Origin of the sequence: Herbaspirillum sp. WGmk3, from assembly GCF_023952535.1 — a bacterium.
Classification (GTDB): Bacteria; Pseudomonadota; Gammaproteobacteria; order Burkholderiales; family Burkholderiaceae_D; genus Herbaspirillum; species Herbaspirillum huttiense.
This window is the reverse complement of the sequence record NZ_JAKYWT010000003.1, coordinates 356957-380520: the sequence shown is the minus strand read 5'-3', so window position 1 is coordinate 380520 and position 23564 is coordinate 356957. Positions and strand designations below refer to the sequence as shown.

At 58.3% G+C, this 23564-nt stretch carries 22 protein-coding genes and 1 tRNA gene; 18 read left to right on the top strand and 5 right to left on the bottom strand.

Annotated elements, in window-relative coordinates; all coding sequences use genetic code 11:
- Positions 1 to 54 precede the first annotated feature (54 nt).
- The 9 genes from MKD49_RS13705 (at position 55) to MKD49_RS13665 (ending at position 6795) form a co-directional block, all read left to right on the top strand.
- Positions 55 to 612, top strand: a complete 558-nt coding sequence (locus tag MKD49_RS13705) for a hypothetical protein (protein ID WP_252696550.1) — start codon at positions 55 to 57, stop codon at positions 610 to 612.
- 86 nt (positions 613 to 698) lie between these two features.
- A complete protein-coding gene (locus MKD49_RS13700; RefSeq protein WP_157845651.1) occupies positions 699 to 1148 on the top strand; it encodes a hypothetical protein in 450 nt (149 codons plus the stop codon).
- A 66-nt stretch (positions 1149 to 1214) separates the two neighbouring features.
- On the top strand, positions 1215 to 1766 hold the full coding sequence (locus MKD49_RS13695) for a shikimate kinase (protein WP_039783562.1): 552 nt from the start codon (positions 1215 to 1217) through the stop codon (positions 1764 to 1766).
- Positions 1767 to 1870: 104 nt separating this feature from the next.
- Positions 1871 to 2368, top strand: coding sequence for a hypothetical protein (locus MKD49_RS13690; protein WP_157845652.1), 498 nt, complete (start codon positions 1871 to 1873; stop codon positions 2366 to 2368).
- A gap of 86 nt (positions 2369 to 2454) precedes the next feature.
- A complete protein-coding gene (locus MKD49_RS13685; protein WP_252696549.1) occupies positions 2455 to 3039 on the top strand; it encodes a hypothetical protein in 585 nt (194 codons plus the stop codon).
- Between the two features lie 208 nt (positions 3040 to 3247).
- A complete protein-coding gene (locus MKD49_RS13680) occupies positions 3248 to 3829 on the top strand; it encodes a tetratricopeptide repeat protein (protein ID WP_039783564.1) in 582 nt (193 codons plus the stop codon).
- A gap of 342 nt (positions 3830 to 4171) precedes the next feature.
- Positions 4172 to 4633, top strand: a complete 462-nt coding sequence (locus MKD49_RS13675; RefSeq protein WP_252696548.1) for a hypothetical protein — start codon at positions 4172 to 4174, stop codon at positions 4631 to 4633.
- A gap of 100 nt (positions 4634 to 4733) precedes the next feature.
- The gene (locus MKD49_RS13670; protein WP_252696547.1) at positions 4734 to 5984 is read left to right on the top strand and encodes an MFS transporter; all 1251 of its coding nucleotides are present in this window, start codon (positions 4734 to 4736) and stop codon (positions 5982 to 5984) included.
- Positions 5985 to 6105: 121 nt separating this feature from the next.
- A complete protein-coding gene (locus MKD49_RS13665; protein ID WP_039783569.1) occupies positions 6106 to 6795 on the top strand; it encodes a MarC family protein in 690 nt (229 codons plus the stop codon).
- A gap of 64 nt (positions 6796 to 6859) precedes the next feature.
- Here the strand turns inward: MKD49_RS13665 and MKD49_RS13660 are convergent, their stop codons facing one another.
- The 4 genes from MKD49_RS13660 to MKD49_RS13645 form a co-directional block, all read right to left on the bottom strand.
- The gene (locus MKD49_RS13660; RefSeq protein WP_039783570.1) at positions 6860 to 7513 is read right to left on the bottom strand and encodes an LON peptidase substrate-binding domain-containing protein; all 654 of its coding nucleotides are present in this window, start codon (positions 7511 to 7513) and stop codon (positions 6860 to 6862) included.
- A 22-nt stretch (positions 7514 to 7535) separates the two neighbouring features.
- Entirely contained in the window at positions 7536 to 9065 is a 1530-nt protein-coding gene (locus tag MKD49_RS13655; RefSeq protein ID WP_008332933.1) for a SpoVR family protein, read from the bottom strand.
- Positions 9062 to 10330 carry a YeaH/YhbH family protein gene (locus tag MKD49_RS13650; protein ID WP_034336397.1) on the bottom strand — a complete coding sequence of 423 codons (1269 nt, stop codon included), beginning with the start codon at positions 10328 to 10330 and terminating at the stop codon, positions 9062 to 9064. Before MKD49_RS13650 ends, MKD49_RS13655 begins: the two co-directional genes overlap by 4 nt.
- A 102-nt stretch (positions 10331 to 10432) precedes the next feature.
- A complete protein-coding gene (locus MKD49_RS13645; protein WP_013236263.1) occupies positions 10433 to 12355 on the bottom strand; it encodes a PrkA family serine protein kinase in 1923 nt (640 codons plus the stop codon).
- Between the two features lie 1257 nt (positions 12356 to 13612).
- Between MKD49_RS13645 and rpmH the strand changes: the two genes are divergently transcribed.
- The 8 genes from rpmH to MKD49_RS13605 all read left to right on the top strand — a co-directional run bounded on the left by rpmH (position 13613) and on the right by MKD49_RS13605 (position 20367).
- Entirely contained in the window at positions 13613 to 13750 is a 138-nt protein-coding gene (gene rpmH, locus MKD49_RS13640; protein WP_006461360.1) for a 50S ribosomal protein L34, read from the top strand.
- 26 nt (positions 13751 to 13776) lie between these two features.
- The gene (gene rnpA, locus MKD49_RS13635) at positions 13777 to 14190 is read left to right on the top strand and encodes a ribonuclease P protein component (protein ID WP_134223607.1); all 414 of its coding nucleotides are present in this window, start codon (positions 13777 to 13779) and stop codon (positions 14188 to 14190) included.
- Positions 14191 to 14208: 18 nt separating this feature from the next.
- The gene (gene yidD / locus MKD49_RS26590) at positions 14209 to 14562 is read left to right on the top strand and encodes a membrane protein insertion efficiency factor YidD (protein ID WP_034340575.1); all 354 of its coding nucleotides are present in this window, start codon (positions 14209 to 14211) and stop codon (positions 14560 to 14562) included.
- A gap of 16 nt (positions 14563 to 14578) precedes the next feature.
- Positions 14579 to 16279 (top strand): membrane protein insertase YidC, encoded by a 1701-nt coding sequence (yidC, locus tag MKD49_RS13625; RefSeq protein WP_252696546.1) that lies wholly within the window; start codon positions 14579 to 14581, stop codon positions 16277 to 16279.
- A 154-nt stretch (positions 16280 to 16433) separates the two neighbouring features.
- Positions 16434 to 17834, top strand: coding sequence for a tRNA uridine-5-carboxymethylaminomethyl(34) synthesis GTPase MnmE (gene mnmE / locus MKD49_RS13620; RefSeq protein WP_252696545.1), 1401 nt, complete (start codon positions 16434 to 16436; stop codon positions 17832 to 17834).
- A gap of 267 nt (positions 17835 to 18101) precedes the next feature.
- On the top strand, positions 18102 to 19214 hold the full coding sequence (locus MKD49_RS13615; RefSeq protein WP_252696544.1) for an acyltransferase: 1113 nt from the start codon (positions 18102 to 18104) through the stop codon (positions 19212 to 19214).
- 371 nt (positions 19215 to 19585) lie between these two features.
- Positions 19586 to 20179 carry a nitroreductase family protein gene (locus MKD49_RS13610; protein WP_252696543.1) on the top strand — a complete coding sequence of 198 codons (594 nt, stop codon included), beginning with the start codon at positions 19586 to 19588 and terminating at the stop codon, positions 20177 to 20179.
- Positions 20180 to 20290: 111 nt separating this feature from the next.
- Positions 20291 to 20367: transfer RNA gene (locus tag MKD49_RS13605), tRNA-Asp, on the top strand.
- Between the two features lie 177 nt (positions 20368 to 20544).
- On the opposite strand, the gene fusA is transcribed toward MKD49_RS13605, so the two are convergent.
- Complete coding sequence (fusA, locus tag MKD49_RS13600; protein WP_088755108.1) at positions 20545 to 22650, bottom strand: elongation factor G; 2106 nt, start codon at positions 22648 to 22650, stop codon at positions 20545 to 20547.
- A gap of 227 nt (positions 22651 to 22877) precedes the next feature.
- Here fusA and MKD49_RS13595 point away from each other — a divergent pair, with 227 nt between their 5' ends.
- A complete protein-coding gene (locus MKD49_RS13595) occupies positions 22878 to 23519 on the top strand; it encodes a TetR/AcrR family transcriptional regulator (RefSeq protein ID WP_252696542.1) in 642 nt (213 codons plus the stop codon).
- Positions 23520 to 23564: the final 45 nt, after the last annotated feature.

Here is a 23564-nt window from a genome sequence, read left to right as displayed (position 1 = left end):
TCCGCTATCGGCCAAAAGCGGAATCTCCTATAACGAAAAATGCATCGGCACGTCATGAACGAATACGAAAAAAACAATCGTGCAAGACTCATTCAGCTGTTGTCGAAGATTCCATCTCAAGCTTGTCCCCTTGGTTGGCAAAAGACGGGAACATTCGCTGTTGGAGGTCTAACCGAAGTTGGGTTCTCACAACGATCAGAATTGCTTTTGGTTGTGTCCAGCGCTGGCAGAGGAGTGATTGATTGCACGCGTGGGGAAAAAATCGCGCGCGACTATGAGATCAATGGCGATTGGTATTCTGCATGGTCCTTGACTTGTGAAGGGATAGGCCCGCTGAAGGATGAACGAATACAGCTGGCTGGCCTGGTTGGTGGAGGTTTGCCTCTTGCCAACAAGCGTGGAGAATCGCTGGAAAGCGCCGCTCCCAACTGGCCTGAGTCTGATCTGTTCTTCTGTGCCCCCTATAAATCGCCTTTCGTAGAAGGTCATCAAACAGACTGTCTGCATATCGCATCTGGTTACTTTCAAACGTTTGGATTTTCCTTTAGCGGAAACTCATTCATCTTTGCGACGAGTAGTGATGTCACAGTTTTTAGTAAGCTACCGGAATGACTGCAATCGATCAGAAGAGGACTATGCATACGTCATCCGAGGGCATGCTCTAATTCGGCCAGACGCGAATCGTGTGAAATATAAAAATGGCATATACCCTTCAGGCATTCGTTTTGCCGCGATCTTCTTTAGAAAATGGGGGCTCGGCCGTCTTTCCGGGTTTGGTGGAGTTAAATCAGGGGTTGGCTATGATTCCAATGACAAGCGCTCTGCGAGCGGCCACCGGCATTCCTTTCCTTCCTCTGACGGAGGGTGGTGAAAAAGCGATGCCACACTCGTTGATCGCTCTTTGCAAAAAAATCGCTCTTCCAGGTATCGTCCTATACTTGGAAGCCGAATACTTTGGAGGCGTCGGGACGCAAGCATGTGCGGTGATCAATGGCGGCGAATTGGTTTCAGGTCCGATTGTCGGTGCTGATGCAATTAATTCCGCGCTTGCTTTGGTCGGCGTCAATGTCTCCGAGGATGAGGATGGATTTCGCGTTGTGGGACTGAATAAATGTCGCGATACGGACCAATGGATTACAGGTTCGTAGACGTCCGCAATCGGCCAAGAACAGACGTCGGACATATGCTTCGGCCATGCGCATGAGAAGAAAAAAATGAAAAATGTACTTCATCTCGCGGGCCCAGGCGGTGCCGGAAAAACGAGTGTTGGAAAGTTGCTGGGGAAGCTGCTAGCTTGGGAGTTCATCGATCTTGATGAATCCTTTATCTCCTCTGCGGGCGATATTTCCGCATTTATCGAAACGAAAGGCTATCGCGCATACGCACAGCGAAACTTGGCAATTTACGAATCAATTGTTTCCATAGGCAATGCGCCCGTAGTTCTTGCCCTATCTTCCGGCTTCATTACATATCCAGCAGACGTTGCCGAAGGTTATCTAGGGCTGCGTCACCGAATCGAACATAATCCTCTGTCTGTCTTGCTGTTACCATCCTTCGAGCTGGAGGAATGTGTTGAGATCATTGTCAGCCGCCAAATGGGACGACATTACCTCAATGGGAACTCGCACCGAGAAGAAGAGAAAATCCGGCAACGTTTTCCGGCATTCATGTCCTTTGAATGCACTCGTTTCCTAAGTAATGTCCCCGTGACGGAGCTGGCGTGCCGCATTATGCGGTTTGCAAGGGAGCGGAAGCCTGCCTTCTAGAGAGACGCGTGAATTGACACAGGCCCTAAGTGCCGTCTGCAATCGGCCAAGAAGAGACGCAAGAATGTTTCCGGAGTTGCTCACTGGAAGATCACACTAAAATCATGAAAAAAATCAACATTTGTTTTGCACTCATTTCTCTGGTACTGGTGACAACCGCCAGTAGGGCGAAGGGCGATGGGATGTCGGATAAAGTGGTGGGAAGCTGGCTCTCCAATTTCTTTCCTGCCTCTATTGCACCCGGAACCACTGCATCTTTTCCGCATCTTTTTCGGACTGGTGACGTTGGCGTAGCCTGGAAATTTGAGCATGATGGAACGCTGATCTCATTCATGCCGTGCGACGTCAATGAGCGTTTTAGAAAAGGGAATCTCGCGATTGGCTCTTGGAGCCTGGATCCGGAAAACAACTTGCGCCTACGCCTAAGACCGTTGGACGAATCCAAGCCTCCTCTGGAAATAGATGGAAAAATCGAATTCGACTCTTACCCATCGAAAGAATCTGGAGCGGGCACCATGGCCGTTTACACATCGAACGGAAAGCTGCACTGGGGGCGATATGATGAAAATGCCTGGAATTGCGCTTCGCCGAAGTTTGAGTGAGTAGCGTGTCCGCAGCCGGCCAGAAGAGGACATGACTAAAATCATCCGAATGGCTGGTCTGATCTACGCAAACGTGGAAGGGAGTAATGATCGATGCAGAACAGGCGAAGACCTTGGTGCTTCGCTATCTTGACCGCTCCTCGGCTACCGAACCTTTTGCAATCCAGTCCTGTACGCTGTCTGAGCGGAGTGATTACTGGATCATCCGCGCCAATAGTGAGGCGTATGTCGTCCGAGGGATACTGGAACGTTGCTATGTTGGGGTTAATGCCTACCTGGTCGATACGGTTTCCGGTGAGATCGACCGCGTTGGCAGCTCGTGCAGCGTGGATGATTATCTTCAGGACATGTACGATGCTGCTGCGGCCGGTGCTATGTATTACGTATTGGGCCCTGCATTTGGGAAGGATGACAAGCGCGCGGTTATTCGGCTACGACAAAAGATCGAATGCTCGTTGCAGCAAGCAATGAAGCTCGTTTCGTCGGAGTCATCTCACTGGCTTACTGGCCGGCGACGAACGCTTTGCCTGATGCAAGCCATGTTGCTTCGCGAAGGGATTGCAACAAACATCCAACTGTGGGATAGCGCGCTATCCGCCGAATTCGTCAACGAGTCCATTTGGTATTGGGATCAATTGAAGGCAGTTTTAAAACGTGCAGCGGAGAAATGAATTCCTGATAGTCCACACGCTGGACCAAATAGTCTGCCCTGCAGCAAATTCTGGAAACGTGGCGGAGAGCGGTTGAGAGGCGAACGTTATTGCGGCTAGGATGACCTATATTGCGGTAGTTGCCTTCGGTGTCTCATCCGCAATGACTTCTTCTTGGCGCGTTCGCGTCCGCAATCGGCGAGAATTCAAACAATCACGAAAATTCAAAATGAAAATTTACCCGGCAATTTTTTTTCTCCTGTTATTTCTGTCGAACTGCGCTCATGCGCAACTCCCCCGCGATTGCAGCGATGCCTCACAAAAGTTGCTGGAGGCAGAAGTTCAGCAAGGGAATCCCAAGGCCCAATATTTGTTGGGCACTCAGCTTTTGACGGGGCAATGTGGAAGAAAAGATAGTGATGAAGGCGTCAAGCTGGAAACCAAGTCGGCCGAGAGTGGATATCCGCCCGCAATTCATATCCTTGGTGTCATTCTTCGCAAAGAGCGCAGCATCCAGGAAGCTGTTCCGTTTTTCCTTGGTGCCGCACAAAAAGGCTTCCGTTTAGCTGAAGTTGACCTTGCGTTCGCTTATGGCGAAGGCTCTCCGATCAAGAATCTACCACTGTCCTACGCATGGTTCTCTGTCGCGGAAAGTCATGAAGAAAAAGCAGAGCTAAAACAATTTCTCGCATCGAATTTAAAGATGCTGGCTGGAAAAATGGGTGACGCTGATATGGAAAAGGCAAACCAATTGAAGGAGAAGTTGCTCTCGGATTTTGGCTCCATCCCGCGATTTAAAGATGATCCATGAAATCACCAGCGGCCAAATGTGAGCAACACCAAGACTACAGGCACACGGTCAGCCAGTGCTCCTGTTTTCGATGGCAGTGATTCCGCTAGTGTGGCTTGCTGTCACGATAGGCCGGGAATAGTCAACGAGCCATGAGATCCAGCATTTGGTAAAACAGCTGCCTTTTGGTCGCAGAGACGTCGGGAAATTGCTGATCAGGTTTTCGAAGCGACGACTTCTTGAAGTTGAATTTCTTGGACCCAAAGGGGCGAGAGAAGCCGACTATGATTGCGCAAGATTGAATCTTCCTTCGGCTGAAGCGGCTTGGTCCGATAACGACCCTCTGAACAAAAACGTGGTGTCATGAACATGCAAGAACCAGATCCCTGTGCTTATCAGTACGTTATTTCCCTTCGGATTTGGCATCCAAATATGCCTCACGAAGAGATTTCAAGAACGATGGGGCGCACGCCCAATCGCAGTTGGACTGTGGGAAGTCCTCGCTTCTCGATTCATGGAAAACCTTTGGGAGGTGCCTATGATTCCTCCTACTGGACCGAAAGACTAACGAAGAAAACAGTGCTCTCCGATACCATTTGGGTAGAAGAGGAGATAGCGCGGCAAGTCGAAGCGTTTTCCCAACAAGCTTTGTTTTTCAGGAAAGTTCGTGCAGAAGGAGGACGGGCCGAATTGTTTGTCGGACTCTTCAGCGATTTCAATATCGTCGTTGAGCTGGAACCAGCGCTGATGGGACGCCTTGCCGAAGCAAGCCTGGGCATCTGCCTCGATTACTATCCCTATAAAAAAGATGAGAAACAAGGCTGATCGGACCAAGCTCATCGCCAGCAGTCAGCCAAGAAAAATTGCCAATCGAGCACAAGCGGGCGTTGCAGCGCCCCATTAAAAAAATGATCAGGAGACCCCCATGCCCCCATCCTCCCCCGCAAGCCCCGCACCCCCCGACCCCCACCAGGTCGACTCCCCCTACGCCGTAATGCGCCTCTGCATCACCATGATCCTGATGGTCGTGGGTGCCAGCGGCATGTACGTGATCGCAGTGGTGCTGCCCTACGTGCAGGCGCATTACTACGTCGACCGGGGCCTGGCCTCGATGCCCTATACCCTCACCATGCTGGGTGTGGGCGTCGGTGGCCTGCTCATGGGCCGCATGGCCGACCGCTCCGGCATCACCCGGCCGATGATGCTGGGCGGGCTGTGCCTGGGCGGCGGTTTCATCGCCGCTTCCTGGGCCCAGGACATCTGGACCTTCATGGCCGTGCATTGCATCCTCATCGGCCTGCTCGGGACCTCCGCCACCTTTTCTCCGCTGGTGGCCGATACCTCGCTGTGGTTCCGCAAGCGGCGCGGCATCGCCGTGGCGGTCTGCGCCAGCGGCAACTACTTGGGCGGCGCGATCTGGCCGCCCATCGTCCAGCATTTCGTCGACAACTACGGCTGGCAGGAAACCTATCGCGGGCTGGGCCTGATCTGCATCCTGGTCATGTGCCCGCTGGCCCTGCTCATGCGCGCCCGGCCGCCGGTGCAGGACAGCAGTGCAGCGACGCCCCGCGCCGGCGGCGGCCCGCGTCCCTTCGGCCTGGCACCGGGCTCCGCCCAGCTGCTGCTGTGCGTGGCCGGTGTCGCCTGTTGCGTAGCCATGGCCATGCCCCAGGTCCACATCGTGGCCTACTGCGGCGACCTCGGCTACGGCCCGGCACGCGGTGCCCAGATGCTCTCGCTGATGCTGGCCTGTGGCGTGGTCAGCCGCCTGGTCTCCGGGGCCATCTGCGACCGCATCGGCGGCCTGCGCACCCTGCTGCTGGGCTCGGCCCTGCAGGGCCTGTCGCTGCTGCTGTTCATCCCCTTCGACAGCCTGGCCTCGCTCTATCTCATCTCGGCCCTGTTCGGGCTGTTCCAGGGCGGCATCGTGCCGTCCTACGCCATCATCGTGCGCGAATACTTCCCCGCTGCCGAAGCCGGCCAGCGAGTGGGCGCGGTCATCATGGCCACCATGTTCGGCATGGCGCTGGGCGGCTGGATGTCCGGCAAGATCTTCGACCTTACCGGCAACTACCACGCGGCCTTCGCCAATGGCATCGCCTGGAACCTGCTGAACCTGGGTATCGCGGTGCTGCTCTTCACGCGGGTGCGCGGCATGCGGTTGCGGGCCGCCTGAGAGAAGAGGGCACAACCGCGCAACGGCAGATGCGGCCGTGGTTGGCAGCGTAGCGGCTTTCAGCTACGCTGCCGGGTCAACCTTCAATGCCGATTATTCGCCGTTTATTTCTGATTGCGCCATGTTCATCCTTTTCCTCAAGGCGGTCGTCCTGATCCCGGTCACGCTCTTGCCCATCCTCAATCCCCTGGGCATCGCGCCGGTCTTCGCCAACCTGCTGGGCAACGTCAGCCGCAGTACCGAAAAGCGCATCGCGCGCCAGGTCGCCATCAATTGCTGGTTCATGCTGGTGGCGGCGATCTTCATCGGCTCGCACGTGCTGACCTTCTTCGGCATCTCGCTGCCCATCGTGCGCGTCGGCGGTGGCCTGCTGGTGGCGGTCTCGGGCTGGAAACTCCTCAACGACAACAGCCAGGACAGCTCCATCCCCACCCAAGTGGCCAAGACCTATGACGAAGACCTGCCCGACGATGAAATCAAGGCGCGCAGCTTCTATCCCATGAGCTTTCCCCTGACCGTCGGCCCCGGCACCATCGCCGCGTCCATCACGCTGGGGGCCAATACGCCGACCCGCCTGCTGGACTGGGTGATCTCGGTCGGCAGTGCCGCGCTGGGTGCCGCGCTCACGGCGCTGGTGATCTTCCTTTGCTACAACTATGCGCACAAGCTGGTGCACCTGATGGGGCGTCTGGGCACCATGGTGGTGTTGCGCCTGTCGGCGTTCATCCTGCTGTGTATCGGGATCCAGATCTTCTGGTCGGGGATGTCGGCGCTGCTGGCCGAGGCGGGGATCAGTGGCGTGTCGCCGTGACGGGCACGAAGGAATCTCAGGAAATGTGAAGCGGGATAGTTGGTTGCAATATGGAAATAACTAACTATTTCAGCCAGCCCAACTCATCCAGTGCATCCTGCACCAGCTCCAGCCGCAACAGGGGATTGTCCAGCGCCAGCAGGCTCTGCTTGAGGTTGACGGAGATGGGCATCATCTCGGCCCAGCGGTTGGCCACCCAGCCGCAATCGTCCAGCCGGTAAGGCGCGGCGATGGGCACTTCACTGTCCGGCAGGCCCTGGCGCAATACCGATTGCAGCAGGTTGTCCAGCGCCTGCGAGGTATTGCGCAACTCCTCGGGGATCGTCACGGCGCGGTCCGCTTCCATCATCTCCACCTGCGCCGTCCATAGTCCATGTTTCTGCTGCTCGGCCTGCACGATGCGGAAACGCTCGCTGCCGAGGCAGGCGATGCGCATGAGGCCGGGGGAGGGCGTGCTCCATTCCTGGATGCGCGCCAGCGTGCCCACGCCGACGAAGCGTTCGCTCTGGCCGGGCCGCCGCACTTCCGATCCTTCCGTCAGGGCCACCACGCCGAAGCTGCTGCCCTCGGCGATGCACTTGCCAATCATGTCCAGATAACGCACCTCGAAGATCTGCAGCGGCAGCCGCCCTTCCGGGAAGAGCGTGCTGGCCAGCGGAAACAGCGGGATGGTTTGGGCCGAGATCGGCGGGCGCGGGGTAGCGGGGGCGGCGGGCATGGTCACTCCTGGCAGCGGTCACTCACGAACGCAGAGCATACCGGTTCTCGGCCACGCATTCATAGCGCTGCACGATGTAGCCGTTGTCGTCCACGCTTTCCAGATAGACGTCGAACTGCCACAGCCGCGCCATGTGGCGCAGCACCTCGTTGGTACTGTCGCCCAGCGAGCGGCCGTCACTGCGGAAGTGGCGCAGCGTCAGGCTGCGGTTGCCGCGCGTGTTGACCGACCAGACCTGGATGTTGGGTTCGCGGTGGTTGATATCGTACTGCCGGGACAGCGCCTGGCGCACGTACTGGAAGCCGCGTTCGTTGTGGATGGCCGAGACCTCGATCTCGCTGCGCGCCTCGTCATCGAGCACGGCAAACATGCGCATGTCGCGCATGAGCTTGGGCGAGAGATATTGCGCGATGAAACTCTCGTCCTTGTAGTTGCGCATCACGTACTGCAAGGTATCGAGCCAGTTGCGCCCGGCGATGTCGGGGAACCACTCGCGGTCTTCATTGGTAGGGTTCTCGCAGATGCGGCGGATGTCGCTCATCATCGAGAAGCCCAGTGCATACGGATTGATGCCGTTGTAATACGGCTTGGTGATGGGCGGCTGGAACACCACATTGCTGTGCGAATGCAGGAATTCCATCATGAAACCATCGGTCAGGCGGCCCTGGTCATACAGCGTATTCAACAGCGTGTAATGCCAGAAAGTGGCCCAGCCTTCGTTCATCACCTGGGTCTGGCGCTGGGGATAGAAATACTGCCCGACCTTGCGCACGATGCGGATCACCTCGCGTTCCCAGGGCTCCAGCAGGGGGGCGTTCTTCTCGGCGAAATACAGCAGGTTCTCCTGTGGTTCGGACGGGAAGCGGCCTTCCACGGCTGCGGCGGCCGTTTCCTTTTTGGCCGGCAGGGTGCGCCACAGTTCGTTGACCTGCGACTGCATGTAGGCCTCGCGCTCGCGCTGGCGCGCCTTCTCCTGCGCCAGCGACAGGCGTTGCGGACGCTTGTAGCGGTCCACGCCGTAGTTCATCAGCGCGTGGCAGGAATCCAGCAATTCTTCCACGCGCTCGAAGCCGTGCCGCTCTTCGCACTCGGCGATGTAATTGCGCGCATACACCAGGTAATCGATGATGGCGCTGGCATCGGTCCACAACTGAAACAGGTAATTGCCCTTGAAGAAGGAATTGTGGCCATAGGCCGCATGCGCGATGACCAGGGCCTGCATGGTCATCGTGTTCTCTTCCATCAGGTAGGCGATGCAGGGATCGGAATTGATCACGATCTCATAGGCCAGGCCCATCTGCCCGCGCTTGTAATCGCGCTCGGTCAGCATGAAATGCTTGCCGTAGGACCAGTGGCGATAGTTGACCGGCATGCCGTGCGAGGCATAGGCATCCATCATCTGCTCGGCCGAGATGATCTCCAGCTGGATGGGATAGATGTCCAGCTCGTACCCCTTGGCCACGCGTGCGATTTCCTCGTTGTAGCGCTCGATGAGATCAAAGCTCCAATCCGAGGGGCAAGGCAGCGGGTCATGCTTGAAGCGGCTGTTCATGCGTGCACCTGCTTTTCAAAGAGTTCGCGGAAGACCGGGTAGATCTCGGCGGCCGATTGCACCTTCTTCATGGCGAAGTGCGGATGCGATTCGATCAGCTGCATGTACTCGGTCCACAGGTTCTGTTCCGGCTCGGCCACCTGGATGTAGGCGAAGTAGCGCGTCAGCGGCAGGATCGACGACTCCAGCAGTTCGCGGCACTTGGGGGAATCGTCGTTCCAGTTGTCGCCATCCGAGGCTTGAGCACCATAGATGTTCCACTCGCTGGGCGAGTAGCGTTTGGTGATGATGTCATGCATCAGCTCCAGCGCGCTGGAGACCACCGTGCCGCCGCTTTCCTGCGAATGGAAGAAGGTGTTCTCATCGACTTCATCGGCCCGCGTGTGATGGCGGATGAAGACCACTTCGATGTGTTCGTAATTGCGCGTAAGGAACAGATACAGCAGGATGAAGAAGCGCTTCGACAGATCCTTGCGCTGCTCATCCATCGAGCCCGATACGTCCATCACGCAGAACATCACGGCGCGGCTGGAGGGTTGCGGCTGGCGCACTCTGTTCACATAGCGCAGGTCGAAGGGATCGATGAAGGGGATGCGCAGGATGCGTGCGCGCAAATGCTTCACTTCCTCTTCCAGCAGCGGGATGTCGGCGCTGTGCTCCTCGGGTTTGCGCTTCATCTCGGCCAGCGTTTCCTCGGCCACGTCGAGCTGGCGCTGCAGCGGTCCGCCGAGGGCGATGCGGCGGCCCAGCGAGGAACGCAGCGAACGCACCACATCGATGTTGTTGGGCGAACCGTCCACCGAATAACCGGCGCGCTGGTTCTTCCAGTTCGGTACCTGCAACAGGTTGGTTTCCACCAGGCGCGGCAGTTCCAGGTCCTCGAAGAAGTAATGCATGAACTCTTCGCGGGTCAGTTCGAAGGTGAAATCGTCCTGGCCTTCGCCGTCGTTGCTGGCACTGCTGCCGCCCCCGCCGCCGCTGCCGCCGTTCTGGCGCGGGATGCGGTCACCCTGCAGGTAATCCTGGTTGCCCGGATGCACGGCTTCGCGCTTGCCGCCCTTGCCGTGATGGAAGAAGGGCTCCGAGACATCCTTGCGCGGGATGCTGATGCTCTTCGATTTTTCGAGATCGGTGATGCTGCGGTCGCGCACGGCGTCCGCCACCGAACGTTGGATATGCCCCTTGAAGCGCCGCAGGAAGCGCTCCCTGTTGGCGATGCTCTTGTTCTTGCCAGCCAGCCTGCGGTCGATGATCTGATGCAGCACTCGGTTCTCCTGCTAGTGGTCGGCGGTGCGCCAGGCGCACGGCGCCGAAGGGTCGCCGCGCGCATCGCCACGCGCTCTGCGGGCGATGCGCAACAGCGGCGCTTACGAGGACTTGCGCACGCGCAGGTACCATTCGCACAGCAGGCGCACCTGCTTGGGCGTGTATCCCTTGCTGACCATGCGATTGACGAAGTCTTCGTGTTTCTGCATTTCCTCGGTGGAGCCCTTGGCGTTGAAGGAAATCACCGGCAACAGGTCTTCGGTGTTGGAGAACATCTTCTTCTCGATCACCACGCGCAGTTTTTCGTAACTGGTCCACAGCGGATTCTTGCCGCCGTTGTTGACCCGCGCACGCAGCACGAAGTTGACGATCTCGTTGCGGAAGTCCTTGGGGTTGCTGATGCCGGCCGGCTTCTCGATCTTTTCCAGTTCCGCATTCAGGGCCGCACGGTCGAAGCTCTCGCCGGTATCGTGATCGCGGTATTCCTGATCCTGGATCCAGAAGTCGGCATAGGTCACGTAACGGTCGAAGACGTTCTGGCCATATTCCGAATACGACTCCAGGTAGGCCGTCTGGATTTCCTTGCCGATGAATTCGGCGTAGCGCGAGGCCAGCGTGTCCTTCACGAAGGAGAGATATTTCTGCTCGGTCTCCTGCGGGAATTGCTCGCGCTCGATCTGCTGTTCCAGCACGTACATCAGGTGCACCGGATTGGCCGCTACCTCGGTGGTATCAAAGTTGAACACCCGCGACAGAATCTTGAAGGCGAAGCGCGTGGAGATGCCGTTCATGCCCTCGTCGACACCGGCGTAGTCGCGATACTCCTGGTAGGACTTGGCCTTGGGGTCGGTGTCCTTGAGGTTCTCGCCGTCATAGACCTGCATCTTGGAGAAGAGGCTGGAATTTTCCGGTTCCTTCAGGCGTGTCAGCACCGAGAACTGCGCCATCATCTTCAGCGTGCCGGGCGCGCAAGTGGCCTTGCCCAGCGAGGAGCTGCGGATCAGCTTTTCGTAGATCTTGATTTCTTCGGAGACGCGCAGGCAATACGGCACCTTGACGATGAAGATGCGGTCCAGCAGCGCTTCATTGTTCTTGTTGTTGCGGAAGGCCTTCCATTCCGATTCGTTGGAGTGGGCCAGGATGACGCCATCGAAGGGGATCGCGCCGAAACCTTCGGTACCCTTGAAGTTGCCTTCCTGGGTGGCCGTCAGCAGCGGGTGCAGCACCTTGATGGGGGCCTTGAACATTTCCACGAATTCCAGCAGGCCCTGGTTGGACAGGCACAGGCCGCCCGAGTAGCTGTAGGCGTCGGCATCGTCCTGCGAATATTGTTCCAGCTTGCGGATGTCGACCTTGCCGACCAGGGTGGAAATATCCTGGTTGTTTTCATCGCCCGGCTCGGTCTTGGAAATGCCGATCTGGCGCAGGATGGACGGATAGCGCTTGACCACACGGAACTGACGGATGTCGCCGTTGTACTCGTGCAGGCGCTTGACTGCCCAGGGGCTCAGGATGGGTTTGAGATAGCGGCGCGGGATGCCGTATTGCTCTTCGAGGATGGGACCGTCTTCGTCGTAATCGAACAGGCCCAGCGGGGATTCATTGACCGGCGAACCCTTGATGGAATAGAAGGGCACCTGCTCCATCAACTGCTTCAGGCGTTCAGCGATGGAGGACTTGCCGCCACCGACCGGTCCCAGCAGATAGAGGATCTGCTTCTTTTCTTCCAGGCCTTGCGCGGCATGGCGGAAATACGAAACCACCTGCTCGATCACTTCTTCCGCGCCGTAGAACTCCTTGAAGGCGGGATAGACCTTGATGACCTTGTTGGCGAAGATGCGCGAGAGGCGCGGATCTTCCCGGGTGTCGACCTTCTCCGGTTCGCCGATGGCCATCAGCATCCGTTCGGCAGCCGATGCATAGACTGCCGGGTCGTTCTTGCAAAGATTCAGATACTCTTCAAGCGATAATTCTTCTTCTCTGGTCTTGTCGAACCGGCTTGCAAAGCTGCTGTAGATATCCATACCACCTCCGTCGCTCTCAAAAAAGTACGAAACAGATTCATATGTCTGGACTTGCCATCTGCGGTTATCGAAGAACGCGTCGGTGACTCTGTATTGCGTCATTGCCGGTGTGTTCTTTGAAAGCCGTAGCTTCTACAACGTGATGCGAAGATCTTTTCAGATCCTGCAGTTCATTCTATTCCTTTTTTTGCTTCTGCTTGGTGATCCCTATAGTGCAGCTTCATTCAGCAAGCGCTGGATTTTCTTTGCATTTTCCCGCGCATTGGGGTGAAGCGTTTATCCCATTGCGTGCGCAGGGACATTCGCAGCTTCATTCACATCATGCTCTTTCAATGTGCGGATTGCTTCAGCGGTTGACCACACGGTGCGCTATTTTCGCGCAGCGCGCCATCGTGAAAACCCTGATAGCCGGCGGGAGGGAACAGGCGGACAATGCCTGTCGGGCGGTTGCGCAGGCCAGCGCGGCTGATGCCTGGCGATGCTGCCGATCTCCTCCTGCCGGTGCAATTCGTTCCTGCCTGCTTGCCGGTCTCTTTGCTTCATCTCCCCTTATAGCTGGAATCGTGCCAGGCATGTTTGTCATATTGCAGGGTGCAGCTTTCATGACGCATCTTTTTTGTAACAGGACGATTGCGCTGTCTCAATGTTGCTGATCTGCCTCATCCGCCTCCCATGGGCAAGTCAGGCGCACCGGTGTCCAGCCCTGCTGAAAAAATGCTTTAGATGATTTACGGATTTGTTCATGCGTGGGGCGCATGGCGTGCCTGCATTTTCTTCATGCATTGAACGCGTCAGGTGAAGGCTTGTACTGAAAACGGGGTGATGTCCTGCAAGCAACTTCATATCGGCTTTTTGCCGGCCGGCTGGCGGCAGGGAAGGGGCGATTCTGGCCAGATGCGGCAATTCCGCCACGCATTGGCCCCGAACTCGGCCGTTGAGTGCCCGGGGAGGGCGTAAAAGCGCATAAGTCATTGACAGCGAAGTGGAAAATGCAGTCTAATTCAGGGTTCACCATCTGAAGAATTGCGCGCGGTGCCGACGCAGTGCTGTTTCAGTTGTCCACCGGTCGATTACCCAGTGATCACACCGGGAGGCGGCAGAGGCCAACAGAGTTAATGGTGTCAGCGATGCAGGGGCTGCCGGCTCAGACAGGCGGCAGGGCATCGGTGATGCGGAACAGGCACACCGAAAGCGGTTCCAGAATTCCGATTTATTTTTGCTGTTTGCTCCAAGGCAGCCCAACTTAGCGAGTCCAACATGAAACGTACTTACCAACCTTCCGTCGTGCGTCGCAAGCGTACCCATGGTTTCCGTGCCCGTATGGCAACCCGTGGCGGCCGTGCCGTGATCAACGCCCGTCGCGCCAAGGGCCGCAAGCGTCTGGCTGCAGTTTAAGCCGGGGCTTTGCGCTGCCGTTTCGTGTGACGGACGTCCGTACACCGCTTCCAGCACGTCAAGCAGGCGACTTCCCACGCGATCGGCGAATCGTTAAAACGGATGAGTTTTCATCCGTTTTTCGTTTGCGCCCCGTGTATCGTACCGAGCATTTCGTGTTGTACGCACGCCGCAACAGCCTGCCGCAAGCCCGTCTGGGCGTAGTGGCGGCCAAGCGGCTGGCACCGCGTGCGGTCACCCGCAACACGATCAAGCGGGCCACGCGCGAGCTGTTTCGCCAGGCTGAACTGCCTGCCGTGGACTGCATCGTGCGCCTGTCGCGCCCGGTCAATACCAGGAAGGATCCTGCCCGCAGTGCGTCCGTCAAGGCCATGCTGCGTGCCGAACTGATGCAATTGTTCGCCTTCCTGCCGAGCGCCCCCGCGTTCGCCAGGAAATAGCCAGGAAAACAGGAAGTGATGAAGACCCCTCTGCTCCTGCTGTTGCGTGCCTACAAGCTGGGAGTGAGCCCTTTCCTGGGGCAGAATTGCCGTTTCTATCCCAGCTGTTCCGACTACGCCGCCGAGGCGGTGCGTCTGCATGGCGCGCTCAAGGGCAGTGTCCTGGCCGGCAAGCGCCTCTGCAAATGCCATCCCTGGCATGCCGGCGGCCTGGATTTCGTGCCCGGCTCGGCCGAGGCGCAAGCCCATGCGCAGGCGCAGGCGAACAGCCCGTCTTCTTCCGTCGTTCCCGATTCCCCGACCTCTGCGCTGCCGTCTCCGGCAGCGCGGCTGTCTCCCCCTGTGGCCGCTGACGGTTGCAGCCACTCCTGAACTCATCAATACGCATATGGATATCAAACGTACCGTCCTGTGGGTTGTATTCTCCTTCTCCCTGCTGCTGCTGTGGGATGGCTGGATGCGCCATAACGGACATCAGTCGATGTTCTTCCCGTCGGCCAACCCGACTCAGGAGCAAGCCGCCGCCAATCTGGCCGCGCCCACCGCCAGCCCGACCGGTTCCCCGGTGCCGCAGGCTGGCACGCCGGCACCGGCACCTGGCGCGGTCCCCGGTGCTGACGTGGCTGCCGCCACCAAGGGCGAAACCATCACCATCACCACCGACCTGGTCAAGGCCAGCATCGATACCGTGGGCGGTGAGTTGAAGCGCCTGGAACTGCTGAAGCAACCCGACGTGGTCGATCCGACCAAGAACGTCGTGCTGTTCGATTCCGAACCCGGCCACATGTACCTGGCGGAGTCGGGCCTGATCGGCGGTCCCTTCCCCAACCACAAGACCATCTTCACCGCACAGCCCGGCGCCCGTTCGCTGGACAACGGCAATGAAGTGCAGCTGGTGCTGGTGGCCGAGCAGGGCGGCGTGAAGCTGACCAAGACCTACACCTTCAAGCGCGACAGCTACCTGATCGACGTCAAGCACACCGTGACCAACACCACGGGTGCGGCGATCAATCCTTCGCTGTACCTGCAGCTGGTGCGCGACGGCAACAAGCCGGGCGGCGAATCGCACTTCTACAGCACCTTCACCGGTCCTGCCGTCTACAGCAGCACCGAGCACTTCGAGAAGCTGGACTTCGAGAAGATCGCCAACGGCAAGCAGCAGCACGTCAACAAGGCGGACAACGGCTGGATCGCCATGGTGCAGCACTACTTCGTCTCGGCCTTCATCCCGCCGCAGAACGCGCAGCGCGACATCTTCAGCAAGAAGGTCGGCGACAACCTGTACGCGGTCGGTTCCATCCTGCCGCTGGGCAGCGTGGCCCCGAACGCCAGCGTGACCATGGATACCCAGCTGTATTCCGGTCCCACCGTCTCCAAGACCCTGCAAGCGATTGCCCCGGGCCTGGACCTGGTGCGCGACTACGGCCACCTGACCGTGATCGCCGAGCCGATCTTCTGGCTGATGACCCACATCCACAACCTGGTGGGCAACTGGGGCTGGACCATCATCCTGCTGACCGTGCTGATCAAGCTGGTGTTCTTCCCGCTGTCGGCGGCCAGCTATCGCAGCATGGCCAAGATGAAGGCGGTTTCGCCGAAGATGCAGGCCATCCGCGAACGCCACAAGGGTGATCCGCAGGCCATGAACCGCGAGATGATGGCGCTCTACAAGACCGAGAAGATCAATCCGCTGGGCGGCTGCCTGCCCATCGTGATCCAGATCCCGGTGTTCATCGCGCTGTACTCGGTGCTGCTGGCCTCGGTGGAAATGCGCGGCGCGCCTTGGCTGGGCTGGGTGCATGACCTGACCGCCCCGGACCGCCTGTTCGGCACCATCCCTTACTTCAACATGCCCATCGGTTTGCTGCCGATCATCATGGCTGCGTCGATGTTCCTGCAGACCAAGCTGAACCCGACGCCGCCGGATCCGGTCCAGGCCAAGGTGATGATGTTCATGCCGCTGGTGTTCTCGTTCATGTTCTTCTTCTTCCCGTCCGGCCTGGTGCTGTACTGGGTGACGAACAACATCCTGTCGATCGCGCAGCAATGGGTGATCACCCGCAATATCGAGAGCGGCAAGACCAAATAATTTGCTTCTTGCAGGCCATCAAAGGAAAAACCCGTGGAATCCACGGGTTTTTTTTCGGTCGTAGAGCGCAAGCAGGGTTAACATGGCTTTACGCCGTTGCTCCGAGGGGGATGCAGCGGCGGGCTCACCTCAACACAACAACAAGTATTTGCAGATGACTTTCGATTCTTCTCCCATTGCCGCCATCGCCACCGCACCCGGACGCGGGGGCATCGGCGTGGTCCGCATTTCAGGCAAGAACCTGGCCCCGGTGATCCGCGCCGTCTGCGGCCGCGACAGCCTGGCACCGCGCCACGCCACTTATCTGCCCTTCCTCAATGAGGATGGCAGCCCGATCGATCAGGGCCTGGCGATCCACTTCCCGGCCCCGCATTCCTATACCGGCGAGGATGTGCTGGAACTGCAGGGCCACGGTGGCCCGGTGGTGATGCAGATGCTGCTGGCGCGCTGTGTGCAGGCGGGCCACGAGATCGGCCTGCGTCTGGCCGAGCCGGGCGAATTCACCCAGCGTGCCTTCTTGAACGACAAGATCGACCTGGCCCAGGCCGAGGCGGTGGCCGACCTGATCGAAGCGACCACCGAGGCGGCGGCCAAGTCGGCCTCCGAATCGCTCTCGGGCGCGTTCTCCAAGGTGATCCACGAGCTGGTGGACCAGGTCACGCGCCTGCGCATGCTGGTGGAAGCGACGCTGGACTTCCCCGAAGAAGAAATCGATTTTCTGAAACAGAGCGACGCGCGCGGCCAGCTGGCCACCATCCGCAGCACGCTGGAAGAGGTGTTCAAGCATGCCGCGCAAGGGGCCTTGCTGCGTGATGGTCTGAATGCGGTGCTGGCCGGCAAGCCCAACGTGGGCAAGTCTTCTCTGCTGAACGTGCTGGCCGGATCGGATGTGGCCATCGTCACGCCGATCGCCGGCACCACGCGCGACAAGGTGACGCAGACGATTCAGATCGAAGGCATGCCGCTCAACATCATCGACACTGCGGGTATTCGCGAGGCTGGTGAAGATGGCAGCGGCCCGGACGAAGTCGAGCGCATCGGCATCGAGCGCACCTGGGCCGAGGTGGCCAAGGCGGACGTGATCCTGCACATGCTGGATGCGGACCGTGGCCCGACGCTGGAAGATGAAAAAATCACCGCGCGCTTCCCCGAGGGCGTGCCCATCATCCGCATCTGGAACAAGATCGACCGCTCGGGCCACAAGCCGGCGGTGGATCCGATGCCGGACGCCACGCATGTGTATCTGTCGGCCGCCGAAGGGCAGGGCGTGGAGTTGCTGCGTGCCGAGTTGTTGCGCATTGCTGGTTGGCAGCAGACGGTGGAATCGCGTTACCTCGCACGCGAGCGGCATTTGCTGGCGCTGAAGGCGGCCGATGAGCATCTGGCCCATGCAGCGGCACATGCGGCGCTGGACAATGAGGCTGGTGAGCATGCATTGGATCTGTTTGCAGAAGAGCTGCGACTGGCGCAGGAACGCTTGTCCAGCATCACGGGCAAGTTCACGCCGGATGATTTGCTGGGGGTGATTTTTTCGCGGTTCTGTATCGGGAAATAGCGAGGGATCTGCGCCTCGTCGCGCACTTGGCCGGACCTATCTTGAAGCGTGTTGCCCGGGTGCGCTTTCCCGAAGAGCTCCGGAGCACATCCGAGATGAAGGTTTTTTGCGTACGAGCTGTCTGATCTCGTTATGCTATCCTCGCAAAAAAAATTGCCAAAAGTTTATCAAGAGTGCTTGAGCTTACGCGTGTTGCCAGGTTTGACCGGTAGTGAAATCTGTTTTACGCCGGCAGTTGCTCACCAAGAAAAGGATCTTCGATTAAAGATGTCTACGACTAAACACGATATTGCCCTACTGGACTTTCTACGGGGCTGGTCGGCAGTTCTCGTGTTTTTTCACCACGCGGCTATTCTTGGCGGCGGGCCGGGTTACTTGACTGGTGCGCTGGGCAAAGAGGCGGTCAATGTATTCATGATGGCCTCTGGTTTCCTCATTTATTTGCAATGCTCCACATCGGCCGGATATGACCATCTTCAAAGCTCGGCCGGTATCCGTAATTTTTACGTTCGACGTTTTTTCAGAATAGCGCCGGCTTATTATGTGGCCCTGCTTTTTGCATTGCTTCTCTCAAGCTATCTCGGGCAGTGCCGCGAGCAGATCGCGCAGGTCTTGCCCTCGTCGGCAACCTCAATGGAGCGGTATTACATCGAGGATTACGTCACCAGTGTCCTGGTCCATGTGAGTTTCATTTTTGGCTTGTTTCCGAAGTTTGCGTTCAGTACCCCGCTTCCAGACTGGAGTTTGGGCCTTGAAATGCAGTTCTATTTCGTTTTCCCGCTGCTGTACTTCGGCTACCGCAAAAATTTCAAGATCGCCTTGCCCGTAACGCTCATCCTCATGTACTGCGCGTGGATGGTCATAAGACGTTCGGGGTTGGACTTCCCTATGCCGAGCTTGTTGCCGCTCAGTTTCCACAACTTTGCAGCAGGCATCGCGCTGGCTTATTTAATGCTGAATCCGGATGCCGGGAGAATTTCCCGGATGTTTGTGATTGCGACGGTATTGTTTTTCCTTTTATTGGGAAATCGAAGCCTGCCTATTCCGTTGCTTTTCGTTTTTGGGTGTTGGTTTCTGTCGTCCGCACGGCATCTTGAAATCCTCAGAAGTGGGCTTCAACGTGTGTTCGCGCATCGGTCGTCGAAAATCTTGGCCGACATTTCGTACTCGCTTTATATTTTTCACTTGCTGCTGATGCTTCCCTATTTTTCTTGGCTGCTCAGTTCAGGTCCGCTGCCAACGTGGGGATGGTTTTTCGCAAGCGCGGGTCTGTTTGCGGTTACCGCGATAGTGGCCTATTGCAGTTATCGCTATATTGAATCTCCCGGAATAAGGTTTGGAAAGCGCTGGCTTTACGCACCGTCTTCCTCACGGGGGTGAATGGAACGTGCAGCTCTGCCGGCAATGTAAAGGGGGGGGGTAATCCCCGCCAGCGCAAGTGTTGTCGGTATATAGAGCATGCGAGCTGAGCAAAATCGGGCCAGTTTCGAATCCTGACAAAGTCCCCACAGTCCACTGCACAATTGCAACGGATGTTACAGCGTGTAAAAACGTTGGAGGCGCGAGAGGGCCATCGTTATTCTGAAGTTCCTCCCCCTCCAATTCATCACCCCTGAGAATTGGATTTAACCCGCGGCCGCAAGGTGCGCGGGTTTTTTTATGGCTGCGTGCCGGCTCTGCAGGAAAGGGGCGGCGCTGCTAAGATGCCTGCTGCCTGAATTCATCCACCCTCATCCTCATAGGAAAAGAGCATGTCCGCCAATCCGCGCAACGCCGACTATCCCATCGATCCGCAATTCCTGAACCGCTGGTCCCCGCGCGCCTTCAACGGTGCCGAGATCTCCGAAGAAACCGTCCTGACCTTCCTCGAAGCTGCTCGCTGGGCACCCTCGGCCTACAATGCCCAGCCGTGGCGCTTCGTCTATGCACGCCGTGGCACGCCTGCCTGGGACAGCCTGCTGGGTCTGTTGAATGAATTCAACCGTTCCTGGTGCGCCAATGCATCGGCTCTGTTCGTGGTGCTGTCGCGTACCGTGATGGTGCCGCCGGGTGCGACCGAGGCGGTGCCTGCGCCGACCCATTCCTTCGACACCGGTTCTGCCTGGGGCTACCTGGCGCTGCAGGCGTCGCTGTCCGGCTGGCATGCGCACGGCATGGCCGGTTTCGACAAGGACAAGGCGCGTACCGAGCTGAACGTGCCGGCCGAGTTCTCTGTGGAGGCGATGGTGGTGGTGGGCAAGCTGGGTGACAAGGCCATCCTGCCGGAAGGCCTGCAGGCACGTGAAGTCCCGAGCCCGCGTGAGCCGTTGTCCAAGCTGGCGTTTGAGGGCAAGTTCAAGGCTTGATGCCGGGCCGTAAAATATTTCGCAATTATTTTTAAAAAGGGCTGGTATTTTCAAAAAGCCTCTCCTATAATAGCGATCTTTCAGCAAGCAACGACAGCTGAAACGGTTTTAGGAGTGGTAGTTCAGTTGGTTAGAATACCGGCCTGTCACGCCGGGGGTCGCGGGTTCGAGCCCCGTCCGCTCCGCCAGATAAAACGCCTCATTCGAAAGAATGGGGCGTTTTTGTTTTTGCGCTTCTTTCCCGTTCGGACTGAGTAGCCCGCAGGGCGTATCGAAGGCGCGCATCATTCGAATAAAAAAGCCGATGCACCCCAAGATGCATCGGCTTCCTCATACAGCTAGCAGCCAGCAGCTAGCAAGTCCAATCAACCCTTGCCCTTGCTCCCCGACAACTGCTCCACCACCTGCCTCGGTGCCTCGGCATAGTGCTTGAACTCCATCGAGTAAGTCGCGCGTCCCTGCGAGAGCGAACGCAGCGTGGTCGAGTAGCCGAACATTTCCGACAGCGGGACTTCAGCACGCACCAGCTTGCCGCCGCCCACCATGTCTTCCATGCCCTGCACCATCCCGCGCCGTGAGGACAGGTCGCCCATCACGTTGCCCATGAATTCCTCGGGCGTTTCCACTTCGACCTGCATCATCGGCTCCAGCAGCATCGGACCCGCACGCTTCATCGCTTCCTTGAAGGCCATGGAGCCGGCCATGCGGAAGGCGTTCTCGTTGGAGTCCACATCATGGTACGAACCGAAGGTCAGCGTGGCCTTCACGTCCACCACCGGATAACCCGCCAGCACGCCCGCCTTCAGCGACTCCTGGATACCCTTGTCGACCGCCGGGATGAATTCGCGCGGGACCACGCCACCCTTGATGGCATCGACGAATTCATAACCCTTGCCGGCCGGCTGCGGCTCCAGCTTGATGACCACATGGCCATACTGCCCGCGTCCACCGGATTGCTTGACGAACTTGCCTTCCACATCTTCCACGCCCTTGCGGATCGCTTCGCGGTAAGCCACCTGGGGCTTGCCGACCGTGGCCTCGACGTTGAACTCGCGCTTCATCCGGTCCACCAGGATTTCCAGGTGCAGCTCGCCCATGCCCGACATGATGGTCTGGCCCGATTCCTCATCGGTATGCACGCGGAAGGACGGATCCTCCTGCGCCAGGCGATTCAGGGCGATGCCCATCTTTTCCTGGTCGGCCTTGGTCTTAGGTTCCACTGCCTGCGAGATCACGGGCTCAGGGAAGATCATGCGTTCCAGGATGATGGGATGTTCCGGATCCGACAGCGTGTCACCGGTGGTCACATCCTTCAGGCCCACGGCGGCTGCGATGTCGCCTGCGAACACTTCCTTGATTTCCTTGCGCTCGTTGGCGTGCATCTGCAGGATGCGGCCCAGGCGTTCCTTCTTGCCCTTGACCGGGTTGTAGACCGTGTCGCCCGAATTGACGATGCCGGAATACACGCGGAAGAAGGTCAGCTGCCCCACGAAGGGATCGGTCATGATCTTGAAGGCCAGCGCCGAGAACGGTTCCTCGTCCGAAGGATGGCGCTCGATCTCGCTGTCGTCCTCGGCATGGCCGGCAATGGCGGGCACGTCGACGGGCGAGGGCAGGTAATCGATCACCGCATCCAGCATGGCCTGCACGCCCTTGTTCTTGAAGGCGCTGCCGGCCAGCATCGGCACGATCTCGTTGGCCACCGTGCGCAGGCGCAGGCCGCGCTTGATGTCGTCTTCGGTCAGGGGATTGCCGGAGAGATATTTCTCCAGCAGTTCCTCATTGGCCTCGGCGGCCTGCTCGACCATCAGGTCACGCCAGTGGCGTGCGGTGTCCTCCAGCTCCAGCGGGATGTCTTCATACTTGAACAGCACGCCCTGGCTGGCTTCGTCCCAGATGATGGCTTTCATCTTGACCAGGTCGATCACGCCCGAGAAATGGTCTTCCGCACCCACCGGAATCTGGATGGGAACGGCCTTGCCCTTGAGGCGCTCCTCAATCTGCTTCTGCACGCGGAAGAAGTCCGCACCGATGCGGTCCATCTTGTTGACGAAGGCAATGCGCGGCACCTTGTACTTGTTGGCCTGGCGCCAGACGGTCTCGGACTGCGGCTGCACGCCGCCCACCGAGTCGTACACCATCACCGCGCCATCGAGCACGCGCATGGAACGCTCCACCTCGATGGTGAAGTCCACGTGGCCCGGGGTGTCGATGATGTTGATGCGATGCTCGGGATAATTGCCGGCCATGCCCTTCCAGAAGGCCGTGGTGGCGGCCGAGGTGATGGTGATGCCGCGTTCCTGCTCCTGCTCCATCCAGTCCATGGTGGCCGCACCGTTATGCACTTCACCGATCTTGTGGTTCACACCCGTATAAAAAAGAATGCGCTCGGTGGTCGTGGTCTTGCCCGCGTCGATATGCGCGCTGATACCGATGTTGCGGTAGTTTTCTATTCGGGTCTTGCGGCTCATGGCATGTCCTTTCGATGGGTGCCGTCAAATGCTGGATTCAGTGTTGATGGTTACGGTTGATCAAATTGCCCGCTACAAAGTTTATTTATGTAACGAGCATTAGATAATAGGAACCTCTTCCCCAAAGTTCAAGGGCTGGCGATTTATTTTTGTAATGCCGACTAAATTAAACTACACTTCTCCGCAATACCATTACCGCCAGGGGTAATACCCCGCAAAGGAAACCGATGATAAAAACCCGTGGCCGCCCGCGCAGCTTCGACCGCGACCAGGCGCTGCAGCAGGCCATGCAAGTGTTCTGGAGCAAGGGCTACGAAGGCACCACCATGGCCGATCTGTGCGAGGCCATTGGCGTGAAGGCCCCCAGTCTCTACTCGGCCTTCGGCGACAAGGATGCGCTGTTCCGTGAAGTCATGGAGGTTTACTCGCGCACCATCAGCGCCGAACCGCTGCGCCTGTTGCAGGCCGGCAAGGGCATTCGCGAAGACCTGCAAGCGATGCTGCGCGCCAGCGTGCGCATGTATTCGGGCAAGTCGACGGTGCCGGGCTTGCCGACAGGAAAGGGATGCATGGTAGTGATTTCCGCCATCAACTGTGCACCCGAAAACAGCGAGCACAGTGATGCGCTCTCGCAACGTCGCCACAAGCGCCGCAATGAAATCCGCGCGCGCCTGCTGCAGGCGCAGCGTGAAGGGGAGATCCGGGCCGATGCCGATGTGACGGCCCTGGGCGATTTTTACACCAGCTTTCTCAACGGACTGGCGCTGGGTGCGCGCGATGGGGTCTCCACGGCGCGGCTGGCCGCCACACTGCCGCATGCGATGCTGCCGCTGGAAAACGTGATGGTGCATGCGCTGCCGCCGGAGTGAATGAATCCTGCTGCGCCCGTTACGATATCCTCCCTCCCTTTGCCG